General features: G+C 67.3%; 13 protein-coding genes. 5 read left to right on the top strand and 8 right to left on the bottom strand.

The annotated features are described in order from the left end of the window. Nucleotides 1-81 precede the first annotated feature (81 nt). The 3 genes from C9F12_RS19640 to C9F12_RS19630 all read right to left on the bottom strand — a co-directional run bounded on the left by C9F12_RS19640 (nucleotide 82) and on the right by C9F12_RS19630 (nucleotide 3,409). Nucleotides 82-1,179 carry an ABC transporter substrate-binding protein gene (locus C9F12_RS19640; RefSeq protein WP_108449979.1) on the bottom strand — a complete coding sequence of 366 codons (1,098 nt, stop codon included), beginning with the start codon at nucleotides 1,177-1,179 and terminating at the stop codon, nucleotides 82-84. A gap of 119 nt (nucleotides 1,180-1,298) precedes the next feature. Then, nucleotides 1,299-2,744: a sensor histidine kinase gene (locus C9F12_RS19635; RefSeq protein WP_108449947.1), complete on the bottom strand. Its 1,446-nt coding sequence runs from the start codon at nucleotides 2,742-2,744 to the stop codon at nucleotides 1,299-1,301. Next, entirely contained in the window at nucleotides 2,741-3,409 is a 669-nt protein-coding gene (locus tag C9F12_RS19630) for a response regulator (protein WP_045991089.1), read from the bottom strand. Before C9F12_RS19630 ends, C9F12_RS19635 begins: the two co-directional genes overlap by 4 nt. Before the next feature lie 124 nt (nucleotides 3,410-3,533). On the opposite strand from C9F12_RS19630, the gene C9F12_RS19625 reads away from it, so the two are divergent. From C9F12_RS19625 to C9F12_RS19610, 4 genes are all read left to right on the top strand, one after another. Further along, the gene (locus C9F12_RS19625) at nucleotides 3,534-4,508 is read left to right on the top strand and encodes a tripartite tricarboxylate transporter substrate-binding protein (protein ID WP_108449946.1); all 975 of its coding nucleotides are present in this window, start codon (nucleotides 3,534-3,536) and stop codon (nucleotides 4,506-4,508) included. Continuing rightward, on the top strand, nucleotides 4,505-4,939 hold the full coding sequence (locus C9F12_RS19620) for a tripartite tricarboxylate transporter TctB family protein (protein ID WP_045991090.1): 435 nt from the start codon (nucleotides 4,505-4,507) through the stop codon (nucleotides 4,937-4,939). The genes C9F12_RS19625 and C9F12_RS19620 overlap by 4 nt, the downstream gene beginning before the upstream one ends. 95 nt (nucleotides 4,940-5,034) lie before the next feature. Continuing rightward, entirely contained in the window at nucleotides 5,035-6,540 is a 1,506-nt protein-coding gene (locus tag C9F12_RS19615) for a tripartite tricarboxylate transporter permease (RefSeq protein WP_045991091.1), read from the top strand. A gap of 238 nt (nucleotides 6,541-6,778) precedes the next feature. Next, nucleotides 6,779-7,849, top strand: coding sequence for an AbrB family transcriptional regulator (locus tag C9F12_RS19610; protein WP_045991092.1), 1,071 nt, complete (start codon nucleotides 6,779-6,781; stop codon nucleotides 7,847-7,849). 31 nt (nucleotides 7,850-7,880) lie between these two features. Here the strand turns inward: C9F12_RS19610 and C9F12_RS19605 are convergent, their stop codons facing one another. From C9F12_RS19605 to C9F12_RS19590, 4 genes are all read right to left on the bottom strand, one after another. Beyond that, complete coding sequence (locus tag C9F12_RS19605; RefSeq protein ID WP_108449945.1) at nucleotides 7,881-8,975, bottom strand: alpha/beta hydrolase; 1,095 nt, start codon at nucleotides 8,973-8,975, stop codon at nucleotides 7,881-7,883. 35 nt (nucleotides 8,976-9,010) lie between these two features. Then, nucleotides 9,011-10,582, bottom strand: coding sequence for a GMC oxidoreductase (locus C9F12_RS19600; RefSeq protein WP_108449944.1), 1,572 nt, complete (start codon nucleotides 10,580-10,582; stop codon nucleotides 9,011-9,013). Next, nucleotides 10,579-11,199, bottom strand: a complete 621-nt coding sequence (locus C9F12_RS19595; RefSeq protein WP_146164648.1) for a hypothetical protein — start codon at nucleotides 11,197-11,199, stop codon at nucleotides 10,579-10,581. The genes C9F12_RS19600 and C9F12_RS19595 overlap by 4 nt, the downstream gene beginning before the upstream one ends. A 170-nt stretch (nucleotides 11,200-11,369) precedes the next feature. Continuing rightward, a complete protein-coding gene (locus tag C9F12_RS19590; protein WP_108449943.1) occupies nucleotides 11,370-13,103 on the bottom strand; it encodes an alkaline phosphatase D family protein in 1,734 nt (577 codons plus the stop codon). Nucleotides 13,104-13,283: 180 nt separating this feature from the next. On the opposite strand from C9F12_RS19590, the gene xseA reads away from it, so the two are divergent. Further along, nucleotides 13,284-14,678 (top strand): exodeoxyribonuclease VII large subunit, encoded by a 1,395-nt coding sequence (gene xseA, locus C9F12_RS19585; RefSeq protein ID WP_108449942.1) that lies wholly within the window; start codon nucleotides 13,284-13,286, stop codon nucleotides 14,676-14,678. 120 nt (nucleotides 14,679-14,798) lie between these two features. On the opposite strand, the gene glrR is transcribed toward xseA, so the two are convergent. Continuing rightward, nucleotides 14,799-16,184, bottom strand: coding sequence for a two-component system response regulator GlrR (gene glrR, locus C9F12_RS19580; protein WP_045991097.1), 1,386 nt, complete (start codon nucleotides 16,182-16,184; stop codon nucleotides 14,799-14,801). Nucleotides 16,185-16,279 lie beyond the last annotated feature (95 nt).

Genomic DNA, 16,279 nt, shown 5'->3' with positions numbered 1-16,279 from the left:
TCGCCCATTATAACGTTCCGCCCCGGCCTCCGGCAATGTGCCAGCTTGACACATCGATGCTCCTCGGTTGCCATCCGCCGTCTACTCCGGCGCCAGCGCCCCGCTACCCCGTTCGACCGCATCGTTGGCCGCCGGCTCGCCCTGAAAACGCGCTCGCCAGTGGTCGGCGAAGGCCTCCCGGCGGGCAGGATCGACGAAGGCCAGCAAGGTGGCGTTGGGTAGTATCGGGTAGAGCCGCTCCCCCACCTGGGTGCGCAGCCTGGCGGCGGTGTAGGGGCCGGTCACCCCCGGCAGCACGCTGAACAGTGGCGTCTGTCCCGCCAGCACCCGCTGGCCACGCTGACTCAGCAAAAACCTGACGAAGGTCTCGGCGGCCTCGACGTGGGGGGCATCGCGATGCACGAAGGCCATGCGCATCAGCACCAGCGAATAGTCCCTGGGCACCTGCACGATCACCTCGGGATGTTCCTGGGCGTAGACCATGGCGTAGGACCCCAGCAGGTTGTAGCCGAGCCAGTAGCGTCCCTGGCTGAGCCCTTCGAGCATGGCCCGGGTGGTCGTCTCCAGGCGGGTATCGACACGCCCCATGGCGCCGACCAGCTCCCAGAAGCGCGAGGAGTAGCGTGCATCCTGCTGGGCCAGGGTGTAGCCCACCCCGCTGGAAAGCGGCGAGTAGGTGGTCACCTTGCCCGTCAGCCAGCGGGCCTGGGTCGCCAGCAGTGCGTGCAGGTCGCCATGGGTCTGAGGCGGCAGCATATGCCGCGACAGATCCAGCCGATAGGCCATCACCACCGGCTCGAAGGTGAAGGCGAAGACCTCGTCGCGCCAGCGCGCCCACTCGGGCCAGCGCTCGATCTCCGGCCCGTTCAGGCGCCGCGCCAGTCCTTCATTGACCCGGGCCATCTGCCACGGCATCGCCGAGCTGATCACCACGTCCGGCGCTCTGCTCGCCCCTTCGCCCGTCGCCTGGCCTCCCTGAAGATGTCCCACCACGCTGTCGTCCACCTCCCGGGTGGTGCGATCCTCAAAGCGCAGGGGAATCTGGGGATAGGCCTGGCGAAAGGCGTCCAGCAGCGGCGCCACCACGTCAAGATCCAGCGCCGCCGAGATCACCAGCGGATCTTCATCTGTGGGGGTGCGGCTGTCGCCGCTGTGACAGCCACCCAGCAGCAGAAGCATGAGCAGTAAAAGCGGCAGGCACGGCGACACCACCAGGGGCTGCCGCCGTGTGACCTGCGTCGCACAGCGGGCCGGGAGACGTCCACAGGATCGAAGGCGTTGTCCGGGCTGCAGGGACATCAAGTACTCTCTCCTTGATTCACGTCGGCCGCAAAGGCACCGGTGACATCCTGTTCGTCCTTCGCCAGCGGCAGCCACAGCACCACCTCGAGTCCCTGCGGCGAGCGGTTGGCGAATTGCACGCGGGCGCCCATGCGCCGGGCGGTGGTATCGACGATGGCAAGACCAAGCCCGGAGCCCTCGGTGTCCTGGCGCCCACCCCGCTGAAACGGCTGCCCCAGCGTCGCCAGCGCCGCGTCGGCGACACCAGGGCCGTCGTCGACGATCGACAACCGCGCCCAGTCGCCCTCGCGCGACAGATGCAGGGTGATCTCGCAACCTGTCGGCGTGTAGCGCAGGGCGTTGTCGATCAGGTTGCCCAGGGCTTCGCGCAGTGCCCAGTCCTCGACACAGACCTTCAGCGGCTCGGCTGGCAGGCTGCCAAGCCCGAGGTCATGCTCCGCCGCCCGCTCCCGCGCCGCCCAGTCCAGGGCGACGTCGCGTACCAGCTCACCCAGGTCGAGCGCAGGCAGCGCCGTCTCCCGGTCGAGGTGGCGCAGTCGCGCCAGCGACAGCAATTGGCCGGCCAGTCGGCTGGTGTCCTCGGCCCGGGCGTGAACGCGCGTGAGCGCCTGGCGCCATTCATCCGGATCACTGCTGCGAAGGCCCAGCTCGCTGACGGTCTTGAGTCCCGCCAGCGGCGTCTTGAGCTGGTGGCTGGCGTCGGCGGTGAAGCGCAGAAGATCCTCGCGGCCCTGGCGCTGACGGGCGAACAGGTGGTTCAAGGCCTGGGCGAGCTCATGAAGCTCCCTGGGCACCCTGGCCGCCAGCGGACTGAAGTCATCGGCGCCGCGTCCACGAATCTGGCGGCGCAGGCGGCGCAGGGGAGACAGCGCCGCGCGCATGGTCAAGCCCATCAGCACCCCGGTCAGCAGCACCATGGCAATAAAGCGCGACAGCGAACGCTCGAACAGTGAGCGGGCCAGGGCTCGGCGCCCCTCGAGGGTATGCCCGACCCACACCTGCACCGGCAGCTGGGTGACCCAACCCGCCGAGGCCACCCGCTGGGCATGCAGACGCAGCTCTCCCAGCGTCGTGGTCAAGTCCCGCGACATACCGCCTTCATCCAGCGCCTGCTGCCAGGCGACGGGGATGTCCACCGGCCAGTTACGCGACAGCGTCCTGCCTTCATCGTCCAGCACCGCGTAGAACACCCGCGCCTGGCTGTCGGTGGCGAGGATCTGCAGCGCCGCCGCCGGCACCACCACCTGGGGGATGCCGTCCTGCCAGCGCACCGCCTCGGCGATGGTCAGCGCCGCCGCCTGCAACTGGGCGTCGAAGGCCCGCGCCGCCGCCCGCTGACTGCTGACCCAGGCCTCCACCATCAGCGCCAGCCCCAGCACTCCGACGGTGACCACCAGCCAGCCACCGAGCCGACGCTTGAGTGATCCCTCGACCTCGATCACCCGTCGTCCTCTTCCAGACGGTAGCCGAGACCGCGAAAGGTGCGGATGCGCAGACCTGCGCCCTTGAGCCGCTTGCGCAGCCGGCTGACGTAGACCTCCAGGGCATTGGAGCCCACCTCGCCGAAGCCGAAAAGTCGCCCTTCCAGGGTCTCGCGAGGCGCGATGGCTCCAGCGTGCAGCAACAGGCTTTCGACCAGCAGCAATTCGCGATGGGGCAGCGCCATGGGCTCGCCGAACAGACTGGCGGCGCCGCTGGCCGGATCGAAGGACAAGGGACCCAGGCCAAGACGGTTGTCGGCACGCTGCTGGCTGCGCCTGAGCAGCGCGCGTACCCGCGCCTCAAGTTCGGCCAGCTCAAAGGGCTTGGCCAGGTAGTCATCGGCGCCCAGGTCGAGTCCCCTGACCCGGTCATCCAGGGCGTCCCGGGCGGTCAGGATGATCACTGGGGTGCGATCGCCCGCGTCACGCAACTCGGCCAGCAGTGACAGGCCGTCGCCGTCGGGCAGGCCGATGTCCAGAAGCATCAGGTCGACCCCACCCTGGCGCAGCGCCGCCCTGGCATCACTGCAGCAGGCGAACACCTCCACGGTATTGCCAAGGGGGGTCAGGGCCTCGACCAGCGAGCGGCTGATGAGGGCATCATCTTCGACGACGAGAAGGCGCATGCGACTAATGTCTTATCCAGGCAGGGAGGGCATGACAGGTTGATGAAAGCTAGTCGGCCTAGCATCTCTCACGCTAAAGCACCCCGGTTTCATCAACCCATAATAATAGTTGTCAGGAGTCCGCATGAAGAATATCACAGCTCTGCCCGCCGCCCTGCTGCTCGGCGCCAGCCTCAGCGTTGGCACCGCCCAGGCCGCCGACGAGGCCGAATGCATCGCCCCGGCCAAGCCCGGCGGTGGCTACGACCTGACCTGCCGGCTGGCCGCCAATGGCCTGCTCGAGACCGGACTGATCGAGGACCCGATGCTGGTCACCTACATGCCCGGCGGCATCGGTGCGGTGGCCTACAACCACGTCAACGGCGTGCGCACCGACGACCCCAACCTGATCGTCGCCGCCAGCACCGGCGCTGCGGTCAACCTGGCGCTGGGCAAGTTCGGCCAGTACGACGCCAGCGAAGTGCGCTGGGTCGGCGCCCTGGGGGTCGACTACGGCGCCATCGTGGTCAAGGCCGACGCGCCCTGGCAGACCCTGGATGAGCTGATGACGGCGCTGCAGGAAGACCCCACCCAGGTCGCCTTCGGCGCCGGTGGCAGCGTGGGCAGCCAGGACTGGATGAAGGCCGCGCTGACCGCCAAGGCCGCCGACGTCGACCCGCGCAGCCTGCGCTACGTGGCCTTCGAGGGTGGCGGTGAGGCCCTGGCCGCACTGCTCGGCAACCATATCCAGGTGTTCTCCGGTGACCTGTCGGAGCTCAAGTCCCAGCTCGAGAGCGGCGACATCCGCGTGCTGGCGGCGCTGTCCGAGGAGCGCATGGGCGGCCCCTACGCCGAGATTCCCACCGCCGCCGAACAGGGTTACGACGTCCAGTGGCCGATCTGGCGCGGCTACTACATGGGCCCCGAGGTCAGCGACGAGGCCTACCAGGCCTGGGTCGAGCGCCTCGAGAACCTGGCCGGCAACGAGACCTTCGCCGAACTGCGCGAAGCTCGCGGCCTGTTCCCCATGGCCCGCTTCGGTGACGACTTCGACGGCTACGTCAAGGATCAGGTCGCCGGCTTCAAGGAGCTGGCCACGGAAGTGGGTCTGACCCAATGAGTATCGCCGCCGACCGCTGTCTGGGTATCGCCCTGATGGGGTTGGCGGCGTTTACCGCCGTCAACGCCCTGTCCCTCGAGGTGCCCTTCAGCTACGACCCCGTCGGCCCCAAGGCCTTTCCGCTGGGGCTCTCCATCCTGCTGGGGCTGCTGTCGCTGGTGCTGGTGATACGTCCGGGAGAAAACGGCCACTGGCCCGACAAGCGCCTGGGATTGCGCCTGATCGGCGTGCTGGTGCTGCTGCTGGTCTACGCCGTGCTGTTCCCGCGCCTGGGCTTTTTGTTGAGCTCGATGCTGGTGATCGCCGCCCTGGCCTGGCTGTTCGAGGCCAGTCCGCTCAAGGCCGTGGCCACCGGTGTGCTGATGGCGCTGGGCGGCCAGTGGCTGTTCACCCATGGCCTTGGCATCGGCCTGCCTGGCCTGCCGTGGTAGCGCGAACCGCCGCCCTGATGCCAGCTCCTGTAACAGCTTAGCTGCCAGCGCTGCCCCAGCCCTGACCGCCACCGATCCCTGATCAAGGTGTTCCCATGTTCGACTTTCTTATTGAAGGCTTCGGCGTCGCCCTGACGCCGCTCAATCTTGGCCTGGCCTTCCTCGGCGCGCTGCTGGGCACCCTGTTCGGCGCCCTGCCGGGCATCGGGCCAATCAACGGCATCGCCATCCTGATGCCGCTGGCCTACACCCTGGGCCTGCCCGCCGAATCCGCGCTGATCCTGCTGGCCGGCATCTACACCGGTGCCGAGTACGGCGGGCGCATGTCCAGCATCCTGCTCAATGTGCCCGGCGACGCCGGCGCGGTGATGACCACCCTCGACGGCCATCCGCTGGCCAAGCGTGGCCTGGCCGGTCCGGCGCTGGGCCTGTCGGCGGTGGCGTCCTTTGTCGGCGCCACCATCGCCATCATCGGCCTGACCCTGTTCGCCCCGCTGCTGGCCCGGGTGGCGGTGATGTTCGGTCCCGCCGAATTCTTCGCGCTGATGGTATTCGCCTTCTCGTCGATGTCGGTGATGATGGGCAAGGACCCGATCAAGACCGCCATCGGCGCCGTGCTCGGCGTGCTGATCGGCACCGTCGGCGTCGACTCCGGCACCGGCGTGATGCGCTACACCTTCGGCATGCCGGAGCTCTATGACGGTATCGACTTCGTGGTGATGATCATCGGCCTGTTCGCCATCAGCGAGATCCTGCTGATGCTCGAGCACGCCCATCGCGACGACGTCGATGACACCCTGCCGCCGCTGGGCCGGGTGTTCGTCAGCCTCAAGGAAGTGATGGCCTGCAAGGGCACCATGCTGCGCTCCGGCGTGCTCGGCTTCATCATCGGCGTACTGCCCGGAACCGGCGCCTCGGTGGCCGGGGCGGTGTCCTACACCACCGAAAAGCGGCTGGTGGACAAGGACAACACCTTCGGCACCGGCGACATGCGTGGCCTGGCGGCGCCCGAAGCGGCCAACAACGCCTCCGCCGCAGGCTCCTTCGTACCGATGCTGACCCTGGGCATCCCCGGCTCCGGCACCACCGCGGTGCTGCTCGGCGCGCTGATGCTCTACAACATCACCCCGGGACCGATGATGTTCACCGACAACCCGGAGGTCGCCGGTGGCCTGATCGCCTCGCTGTACATCGGCAACCTGGTGTTGCTGGCGCTCAACCTGCCGCTGGCCGGGGTCTTCGCCAAGGTGCTGACCATCCCGCGCTGGGTGCTGGTGCCGGCCATCGCCGTGCTATCCTTCGTCGGGGTCTATCAGCTGCATTCCGACCTGACCGCCATCTATCTGATGCTCGTCATCGGTGTCTTCGGCTACCTGCTGCGCAAGCTCGGCTTCTCACTGGCGCCGGTCATCCTCGGCTACGTGCTGGGCGGCCTGATGGAAGAGAACCTGCGTCGGGCGCTGGCGATCAGCGGTGGCGACACCGCCATCCTGTGGCAGTCCGGCATCTCGCTGTCGCTGTGGATCGCCGCCTCGGCACTGCTGGTACTGCCCTGGCTGGTACCCAAGCTGCTCAAGCAACGGCCCTCGAGTCAGGCTTGATGCAACGGGCTTCAGGGCCATGCTCGAGTCGCCCCGGCAAAGGCCCTGGCATAGCTCTCGGCATCGCTCTCGGCATCGCTCTTGTGTGGCCCGCACGAAGCCCCAGCGTAGCCCTTATGTAGCCCTTGTGTAGCCCTTATGTAGTCCCTGCGTGGCGCCATCTGGCGCCGCGCGCCGTCGTCAGGCTCGATCACCACCACCTGTGCACAGAGTACAGGCAACGCACACAGGAGACGCCATGCCCGCCGCCCCCACACTCCTTCCCCCCGGCGCCTGGCGCTTCCTGCCCACCCTCGCCCTGGGCGGCCTGGGCGGGGTCATCGCCTACCTGATCGACCTGCCGCTTCCGTGGCTACTCGGCGCCCTGATCACCACCACCCTGGCGAGCCTCGCCGGGGTGCGCCTGGGCTCGCCGGGACGGTTGCGCAAGGGGGTTCTGGTGGTCATCGGGGTGATGCTGGGCTCGGCCTTCACCCCGGAGCTGTCCGGCGATATCACCGCCTGGGCCGCCAGCGCCGCGATCATGCTCGCCGCCACCGCGGTAATGATGGTGGTGGCGGTGGCCTTCAGCTACCGCGTGGCCGGTCACTCGCTGGACACCGCGCTCTACGCCGGCGCCCCGGGCGGACTGTCGGCGCTGTTGATGATGGCCCACGAGTCTGGCGCTGACCTGCGCGCCGTCGGTATCACCCACGCGGTGCGTATCCTGGTGCTGCTGCTGGCGATTCCACCGATCCTCGGCCTGTTCGGCCACGTGGATCTGGCCGGCGCCAGCAACGGGCCGGCCCAGTGGAGCCAGCTACCGTCGCTCGCCGGCACCGCCTGGCTGGTGGTAGCGGCGGCGCTCGGCGCCGTGGTCGGCCGGGTGCTGCGCCTGCCCAACGCCCTGCTGTTCGGCCCGGCGCTGGTGTCGTCGCTGCTGCACTTTTCCGGGCTGACCCACGCGGTGCTGCCACCGGCGCTGATCGCCCTGGCTCAGGTGGTCATCGGCACCTCGGTGGGCGTGCGCTTCGTCGGCGTGGCGCTGTCCGACATGGCGCGCCAGCTGGGTCTGGCGGTGGTCCAGGCGCTGATCCTGGTGGTGCTGGCGGTGGCGGCGGCCTGGGTCGGCCAGGCGCTGACCGGCATCTCGGTGGCCGCGGCATTGCTGGCCTACATGCCGGGCGGGGCGCCGGAGCTGAGCCTGGTGGCGCTGTCACTGAACATCGAACCGGCCTTCGTCACCTCCCACCATCTGCTGCGCATCACCGTTCTGCTGGTGGCGCTGCCGCCGCTGGTGGGCTGGGCCCATCGCCGCCTCAGGGCCTGACGGCACCTGGATTCAGGCGTGGCGCCTGGGCTCAAGTGTGGGCGTTCAGAAACGTCATCAACCGGGGAAAGACCTCACGGTCGACCCGGGCACCCATGAACACGTCCTGGTGGCCATAGCCGTCGATGATCGCGAGCTCATGGCGGCCTGGGGCGGCCTCCTCCAGGGCCCGGTGGCAGTGCACGTTGCTGTCGGTGAAGACGCGATTGTCGCGTCCCGTCAGCAACAGGCAGGGGGTATCGACGCGGCGCGCCTCGAGCAGGTAGTCGTCGGGTAGCGCGGCGTATTCGGGCGCCTCGCGCATCTTCACTGTGCGATGGCCCCGGCGCAGCATCTTCAAGACATGACGGTGATAGTTGAGCCCTACCGGGCCGTAGAGGTCACCACCCCGTCGGTGGGTGCGCTCGTCCAGGTTCTCGTGGTTGTACAGTGCCGGCCAGCCGGTGCCCCACATCAGTGACAGCATATGGCAGGCCGGCACGTCGCATTCGCGGTGGAACAGCGATACGCCTTTCGACAACAGCTTGCCCAGCGTGAATCTTGGATCCTCGCTCCAGCGCGGGCTGACGTAGGGCTGCTGGAAGATGCGCTCGATCACGAAGGGAAAGATGTGGCCCTTGATCCTCGACCAGCGCGGTACATGGGGCGTCAGCGCAACGCTGTTGAGGATGCAGGAGCGAATGCCGCTGACGGTGCCGCCGAACAGTGCCATGGCAAAGCCCATCGAGCCGAGGCAATGAGCGATCACGTGCAGCTCGACGTCGTCACCGGCGACCTGACGGATCTTTGCCACCGCCGCGGGAAAGTCAAACAGCGCACAGTCATCCATGGAGTAGCGGTTGGGCTGCAGGTTGTAGGGGTGGCGGTTGCTCATGCGGAAGTCCAGCGTCCACACCTCGTCGACCCCTTCGTCCAGCAGGAAGCTGACCAGATTGCGATGCTCGGGCTGGATGAACATGTCGCTGGAGGTGGTCAGGCCGTGAACGATCATCACCGCCATGCGCCCCTGGCCACGCCGAAAGCGCAGCAGCGACAGCCCCAGGCCATCCTCGGTACAGAAGCCGTGCTGGGTGACCCCGGCGTCGACAACGCCGTCGAGGGTATAGAGGGGGATCTCGCGGGCCATGATGTTACCTCCCGGTGGGTCGCCGCTTCCGTCTGCTAGGCCAGCATCCGCGCCATGGCGCGCTCGGCCAGGGCGGCGATGGTGCGCGAGGGATTGAGCCCCAGCGCGCGCGGCACGATGGCACCGTCGAGCACGTACAGTCGCGGATAGCCGAACACCTCCCCGGCATGGTCGACCACCCCGTCCCAGCGATTCTCTCCCATGGGACAACCGCCCAGTGGGTGCGGGGTGATCAAATAGTCCAGCAGGCGCCAGCTCGGTGGCTCGATGGCGACGCCTCCGGTGGCCGCGCTCAGGCGCTTGTGGCGTTCGCACAGCGCCTGCACCGTGGCTCGCGACGCGGCCACCCGATAGTCCAGGCTCAACGACGGCTCTCGCTCCAGCCAACGCCGCGTCAGCCTGAGCACCCCGTCGGCGGTGTCCATGCCCTGGCCGAACCAGGGCATCAGGCAGCGATCGGGGTCATTCTCCTTGAGCGCCTCGGCCAGCACCGCGCGCCAGCCACCCCGCAACATGCTCGCGGTGGCGGAGCGCGACAGCAATTGCGTCAAGGCGTGGGCGATCAAGTCAGGGTAGCCGCCGTCCTCGACGAAGTAGCGCTCACCGCCGTCGCTGCCGTCGAGATAGTCGATGGCGGCGCTGATGGTCGGCCCGCGACAGGCATCGATGCGTCTGTTCGGGTAGATCGCGGGGGTCAGGAAATCGCCATTGGCGCACCAGTGATGGCCGAGCAGCGGCGACAGTTCCGGCAGGGTGCGGTACTGGTCCCTGGCCCGCAGCAACAGCTCGGTGGACCCCAGCGAGCCAGCGGCAAGGATCACTCGCTCGGCGCGCTCGTGACGGATCGTCGGCGCGCCTTCCAGATGCTGAAAGGTCACCCGGTAGCCCCCGGATTCCGGCACCAGCGATCGCACCATGCTCAATGGACGTATCTGCGCCCCCAACTGCTCCGCCCGGGCCAGGTAATTCAGGTCAAGGGTATTGCGGGCCCCCACCGGGCAGCCGATATCGCAATAGCCGCAGTGGATGCAAGTCCCCTGTTCCTTGCCGTGGACATTGAGGGCCTGCCGACTGTGTCGACGGTGGTGAGGCTCACTGAGCCGATAGTTCCAGTCGGGGTCGAAGCGCACCGCCAGCGGCAAGGGGCGAAAGCGATCGCCGTCTCCGCTGCGCACGGCGGCCTCCTGGACCAGTCGATAGCGCTCGCTGACCTGGCCCGCGGGGACCTCGGCCACCTCCAGCATCTGGCCTACCCGGTCCTGGTAGGGGACGAGCTCATTGAAGTCGATCGCCTCCGGCCAGCCACTGTCGAAGGCGAACCGCTCAGCTGGCACCGAGACATTGGCGTAGACCAGCGAACCACCACCCACGCCAGCGCCCTGTGCCACCGCCATGCGCGAAAAGAAGCGCAGGTCGAGCCAGCCATGACGCTCCCGAGGGGCGTCCACATCGAAACACCAGTCATCATCCGGCCCCCGGGGAAAGTCCTCGCGCTCCCAGCGTCTTCCGCGCTCAAGCACCAGCACCTTGAGCCCGGCCTCGGCGAGCCGGCAGGCCGCCACGGCCCCACCAAACCCTGACCCCACCACGATGGCGTCGTAGTTCATGCCTCGGGCTCCCGGCGAATGACCCAGGGCGCATAGAGGTGCCACAGTTCACCAAAGAAGAAGCGACCGAAATCCGCCACCGTGCGCAGGTCCCCTTGGCCCGTCGGCGTCATGGTCTTGAGCATGGCCATCAACTCGGCCACGCCCAGGTGCAGGATGCCCGCCCCGAGAATGTCGGCCGTGGCGCTCTCGCCCTCATGCAGAGTGGTATAGAGGGTGGTGGTATCGCGCCAGAGATCAGGCCCCGGATCGTCGTTGACCCGCTTCACCCCGTGCAGGAACAATCGCCGCTCATCCAGTTCCAGTACCGCGTCGTAGACCATCTGACGCCCCGCCCCGGGGCCCTGGGAAAACAACTGAAAGTCGCCCTCGAGAATCACCAACCCAAGGCCCAGCGGGGCAAAATCGACGACACCACCCAGCCTGCCGTGGTGGCGGTCGTCGGCCAGGAAGGCGCCCATGTCATCGATCTGGACCTTGGCGTGCAGGGCCAGTTCGGTGCCTTCTGCATGCCCCAGCCGTTCACCACGCTCGGGCGCCTGGCTTCCGAGCGAAAAATGGCCTCGCATGGTTTCCTCGAACAGCAATCCCGCCAGCATGGGGTTAGTCGTATTCACCGCCATTTCTCCAGGAAAGGACCTGCTCCTGCGCCTGTCGTCCGGGCCGCCCGCCCTTTGGCGACCGGCCCGTCAGCACTCTTTCGACGAGCACTCTTCCGACGAGCGCTCTCCAGCCCAGCGCCCTTCAGCCCCGCTTTCGACATTGCCGCTACCGGCCATATCGCTCGCTACCAGGGCACCAGCGCCAGATCGTTATAGGGCACCACGGAGCCATCGGGGTCCGTCACCCTGACTTCATCGCCGTAGCGATCGATCACCTTGACCCGCAGACGGTGGTGAGCGCGGTCCAGCTCCAGGCGACAGAAGTTTTCCTGCTGATAGAAGCCAAAGGCCCGGTAGTGCAGCGTCACGTCACCATCAAACAGCGGAAAGCCATCCACCTGACCGGGCAGACGGGAGTCGTGAACAAAGCCGTTGGGGTCCCCGTCGGCCCAGAAGAACGGCCAGTAAAGCGCCGAGGAGGTGACGTCATACAGCCGTCGCGGCTCGCCACCGCCCCCTTCCACCACCATCTCGGCGATATTGGCGCAGTGCACGTCGCCGCTGAGGAAGATCACGTTGTCGATGCCGGCCTCGACGATATGTTCGACCAGCGCCTTGCGGGTGGCCGGAAACCCCGACCAGCTATCGCTTTCGGCACGCCGGGAGAGGTTGGTCCGCACCAGATCCGTCGGCGCCTGGGCGTCATGGCCATCCAGGGCCGGATCGAGCCTTTCATCCAGCGGACTGGGCGCGAACACCGTCGAGGTAACGACAAACTTGGGCATAGCGCCGCAGCGGGCCTGCTGGTCGCTCAGCCACGTGAGCAGCACGTCCAGCTGGGAAGGATGCTGGGGGTCGATGCTGGGCCGTCCCAGCAGATGGTTGTCCATCACCCGGTTCTCGCGACCGTAGGTACGATGGGTACGGGTGTCACAGACGAAGAAGGGATAGCCGCCGCAGTCGAAGTGATAGTGCAGATGACGCCCGAAGCTGCGCGGGCAGTGTGACCACTGGTAGCTCATGTAGGCGCCAATGGCGACATTGAACAGCTCGCGCTTGGCGGCGAGGCGGTCACGATGCCAGTTGTCCTCGATCTCGTGGTCATCGAGGATCATGTACACCGGTGCCTGACGCAGAAAGTGGCGCATCTGCGGGGAACCAAAGGCCTGGCGATAGCGGTCCTGAAACTCGGCGAAGGTCTCGGCGCGACCGATCGGCACGAAGCGACTGTACTGATCGGCGTAGATCTGATCGCCCACCAGCAGGCTGAAGCGCGCCGCCGGCCGACTGCCTCGACGCCTTAAGTGACTGGCCATGGGGCCGAAGATGCGATCGGCTTCCTTGGTCTTCCACAGGGTACCGGGATAGCGACAGGACCCCAGCAGAAAGGCCAGTCGTGGCTCCACTGCGGCGGCGAAGGTGGTGAATTCGGCCTCGCAGTGCTCGCCATCGAGGTCGGCGAGCAGCGACGCCATGCCGTTGACGTCGGGCAGCCTGGCGGCGATCTGGGCGTCACTCAGGCTTTCCACATCGGGCGTCGTGTCATCCAGGGTGAGGGTCGCGACACGCACCTTGTAGCGGGTATCGGGCGTCAACGGCACAACGCCATCGGGCTGCCCCAGCGGCGCCACGCCATCGATCGCTCCCAGACCTTCCTCGGCCCCCAGCTCGAAGGTTCCGGTACGATCAAACTCCCGGTGCAGACGAAAATAGAAGGCGTGGGGACGTGACGGATCACCGTCGATCAGGCGGGGCAAGCCATTGTCCTCGACCACCGCCAGCAGGCCCACGGTACGCAAGGACGCGGTCAGGTCGACGCCATCATCATTGGGAGCGATACCGCGAACCCACAACCGACAGCTGTGAGCCGTGGTGTGCCCCACGATAGGCCCGATATCGGGCGCGCGAAGTCCCGACATGTGCCCTCCTCCGTCGCAGCGGCGCGTGCGAGGCAGACCGGTTGCCCGCCTGTCCCGTTAAGCGTAGTTCGACTTTGCTGAAGCGGCGACCTGGGCTCTGGTAACCTGTCACTTGCCAGCGTGGTCCTGCCAGTCGCTGATGCTCGCCGATTCTCTTCAATGCCAGCCCAGGAAGCCTCCATGACAGCGACGTCGGATAGCGCCCAGGACGTACTCTCGGTCAGCGACCTCAATCGACGCGCGCGCTCTGCGCTGGAGGCCGACCTGGGCGAACAGTGGATCGAAGGCGAGCTGTCGGGGGTCTCGCGCCCGGCCTCGGGGCACGTCTACTTCACCCTCAAGGATGAACGCGCCCAGGTGAAGGCGGTGCTGTTTCGCACGCGTGGACGCTTTGTGTCGACGCCCATGCGCGACGGTGATCTGGTGCGGGTGCGCGCCCGAGTCTCGCTGTTCGAGCCCAGGGGCGACTACCAGTTGATCGTCGAGGCGGTGCAGGCCGCCGGAGCCGGCGCCCTGCTCGCCGCCCTGGCGGCGCTCAAGCAACGCCTGGGCGACCAGGGGGTCTTCACCAACGCTCGCTCGCTGGCCTTTCCCCCGCGACATCTGCTGGTACTTACCTCCGCCAGCGGCGCCGCCCTGCGCGACGTGCTGGCGGTACTCCGGGCACGCTGGCCGCTGGTCACGGTGACCCTGATACCGGTACCGGTCCAGGGGGCCGAGGCGGCGCCCGCGATCATCGCCGCCCTGGGCCTGCTCAATCGCCAGGCGACGCTGGACCCGGCCCGGGACGTGGTGCTGATCACCCGTGGCGGCGGCAGTCTCGAGGATCTGTGGGCCTTCAACGATGAACACCTGGCCCGAGCGATCCACCACTCGCGCCTGCCGGTGATGTCTGCGGTGGGCCACGAGACCGACCAGAGCCTGTCGGATCTGGCCGCCGACGCCAGCGCACCGACGCCCTCCGCCGCCGCCGAACGTCTAGTGCCCTCGCGCCAGGAGCTGACGGCCCGGCTAACCCAGGTAGACAATCGTCTGAAGGGTGCACAAGCACGCCTGTTGCAGCGGGAAGGCCAGCGGCTGGATCACCTGCGCTCGCGCCTGCGTCACCCCGGCGAGGCGATCGCACGTCAGCGCGATAGTCTTGGCCAGCTGAAGGAACGCCTCGGACGCGCCATCAGCGGTCGAGTGGTCGCCGAGCGGCGCCGCCAGACAGACCTGGCTCACCGTCTATCGCTGCGCTCGCCCGGACTCACCCTGGACGAGAATCGGCGCCAACTGAGCCGCTTGAGACGCCGTCTCGACGGCGCCCAGCGGCTATCGCTGGTCCATCGGCGCGAGCGCCTGGCGGCCGCTGCTCGGGAGTTGCAGGCGGTCAGTCCGCTGGCCGTACTGGGCCGTGGCTACGCCATCCTCACCGCCAGCGACGGCCAGGCGGTGCGCCGCGCCGATCAGACCGCGCCCGGCCAGCGACTGCACGCTCGTCTCGCCGATGGCGAGCTGGACGTCGAGGTGATCGAGACATGGCCGGCAGCCGAGCAGATCGCGGACAACCGATCCGACGACGACGGGGCCTAGGTTGTCGGCATCTTGCGGGCGGCACCTTGCCGACGAACCGCCGCCGGCTTAAGCAGCCGGACGGGGCCGGAGCGGGGATCTTCGGGGGCTCGGCCCATCGGACCAAGCCTGCCCATCGGGCTAGCGAGAGGGGCTGGCCACCCCCGGCTTGAACGAGGCAGGTTCCAGCTCGTGGCGGGACAAGAGCTTGTAGAAGTCGGTGCGGTTACGTCCGGCGATGCGCGCCGCCTGGGTCACGTTGCCCTCGGTGATCTTCAGCACCTTGACCAGGTAGCTACGCTCGAATCCTGCGCGAGCGTCGTTGAAGGTCGGCATGGCGTTGTCTTCCGCCGCCAGCGCCTGGGCCACCAGGGCTTCCGGGATCATCGGCGCACTGGACAGTGCCACGCACTGCTCGACCACGTTGACCAGTTGACGCACATTGCCGGGCCAGGCACAGGTTGCCAGCAGATTGAGCGCCTCCGGCGAGAACCCCTTGACGAAGGGCTTGTGGCGCGACGCCGCCTGGGCCACCAGATGCTTGACCAGCAGCGGCACATCCTCGGCGCGATCCTTGAGCGCCGGCAGCTTCAGGTTGACCACGTTGAGGCGATAGTAGAGATCCTCACGGAACTCGCCTTCATGCATGGCCTGATCCAGATCGCGATGGGTCGCCGACAGCACCCGCACGTCCACCGGCACCGACGTGGTGGAGCCCACCGGGCGCACCTGACGCTCCTGCAACACCCGCAGCAGCTTGACCTGGATCGCCAGTGGCATGTCGCCGATCTCGTCCAGGAACAGGGTGCCACCGTCGGCCGCCTGGAACAGCCCGCCGTGTTCGCTGATGGCCCCGGTGAAGGCGCCCTTGGCGTGGCCAAACAGCTCGCTTTCCAGCAACTGCTCCGGCAGCGCGCCGCAGTTGATCGCGATAAAGGGCTTGTCGGCGCGGGCGCTGGCCTTGTGGATGGCATTGGCCAGCAGCTCCTTGCCGGAGCCCGATGGTCCAGTGACCAGCACGCTGACATCGGACCCCGCCACCATCCGCGCCTGCTCGAGAATACGCTCCATTTCAGGGCTGCGGGTGATGATCTCGTCGCGCCAGCTGTCGTCGCCTTCGCCGCTGCTGGCGGTATTGGACAGAGCATCGTCGATGGCCCCGAACAGCTCTTCGCGGTCCACCGGTTTTGTCAGAAAGCTGAACACGCCCTGGCGGGTGGCGCTGACCGCATCCGGAATCGAGCCATGGGCGGTCAGGATGATCACCGGCAGGCCGGGCATGCGCCGCTGAATATCCTGGAACAGCGCCATGCCGTCCATTTCATCCATGCGCAGGTCGGACAGCACCAGATCCGGCCGCCCTTCTTCCAGCCGTTTGAGCGCCTCGCGACCGCTCTCGGCGGTGGTCACCCGATAGCCGCGGCTTTCCAGGCGCATGCCCAGAAGCTTCAGCAGGCTGACATCATCGTCCACCAGCAGTACATGGGCCGATGTCCTGGCGTTCGCGGTCGCTGCGACTTGCTTCATATCACCGTCTCCACAATTTCACTCCATCCGCTGTCGCTGGTTGGTGCTCTGCTCTCATTCCGCCTGCTGTCGCAGATTGATGTTCTGCTCGATGG

Source organism: Halomonas sp. BN3-1, from assembly GCF_003056325.1.
Classification (GTDB): domain Bacteria; phylum Pseudomonadota; class Gammaproteobacteria; order Pseudomonadales; family Halomonadaceae; genus Halomonas; species Halomonas litopenaei.
This window is presented reverse-complemented; position numbering and strand designations above follow the sequence as displayed.

Excerpts from the sequence above, each read along its gene's own strand:
- C9F12_RS19600 (WP_108449944.1), bottom strand. The coding sequence starts at position 10,582 with ATGAACTACGACGCCATCGTGGTGGGGTCAGGGTTTGGTGGGGCCGTG.
- C9F12_RS19640 (WP_108449979.1), bottom strand. The coding sequence starts at position 1,179 with ATGCTTCTGCTGCTGGGTGGCTGTCACAGCGGCGACAGCCGCACCCCC.
- C9F12_RS19590 (WP_108449943.1), bottom strand. The coding sequence starts at position 13,103 with ATGTCGGGACTTCGCGCGCCCGATATCGGGCCTATCGTGGGGCACACC.
- C9F12_RS19610 (WP_045991092.1), top strand. The coding sequence starts at position 6,779 with ATGCCCGCCGCCCCCACACTCCTTCCCCCCGGCGCCTGGCGCTTCCTG.
- C9F12_RS19630 (WP_045991089.1), bottom strand. The coding sequence starts at position 3,409 with ATGCGCCTTCTCGTCGTCGAAGATGATGCCCTCATCAGCCGCTCGCTG.
- C9F12_RS19620 (WP_045991090.1), top strand. The coding sequence starts at position 4,505 with ATGAGTATCGCCGCCGACCGCTGTCTGGGTATCGCCCTGATGGGGTTG.
- C9F12_RS19625 (WP_108449946.1), top strand. The coding sequence starts at position 3,534 with ATGAAGAATATCACAGCTCTGCCCGCCGCCCTGCTGCTCGGCGCCAGC.
- C9F12_RS19615 (WP_045991091.1), top strand. The coding sequence starts at position 5,035 with ATGTTCGACTTTCTTATTGAAGGCTTCGGCGTCGCCCTGACGCCGCTC.
- xseA (WP_108449942.1), top strand. The coding sequence starts at position 13,284 with ATGACAGCGACGTCGGATAGCGCCCAGGACGTACTCTCGGTCAGCGAC.
- C9F12_RS19605 (WP_108449945.1), bottom strand. The coding sequence starts at position 8,975 with ATGGCCCGCGAGATCCCCCTCTATACCCTCGACGGCGTTGTCGACGCC.
- glrR (WP_045991097.1), bottom strand. The coding sequence starts at position 16,184 with ATGAAGCAAGTCGCAGCGACCGCGAACGCCAGGACATCGGCCCATGTA.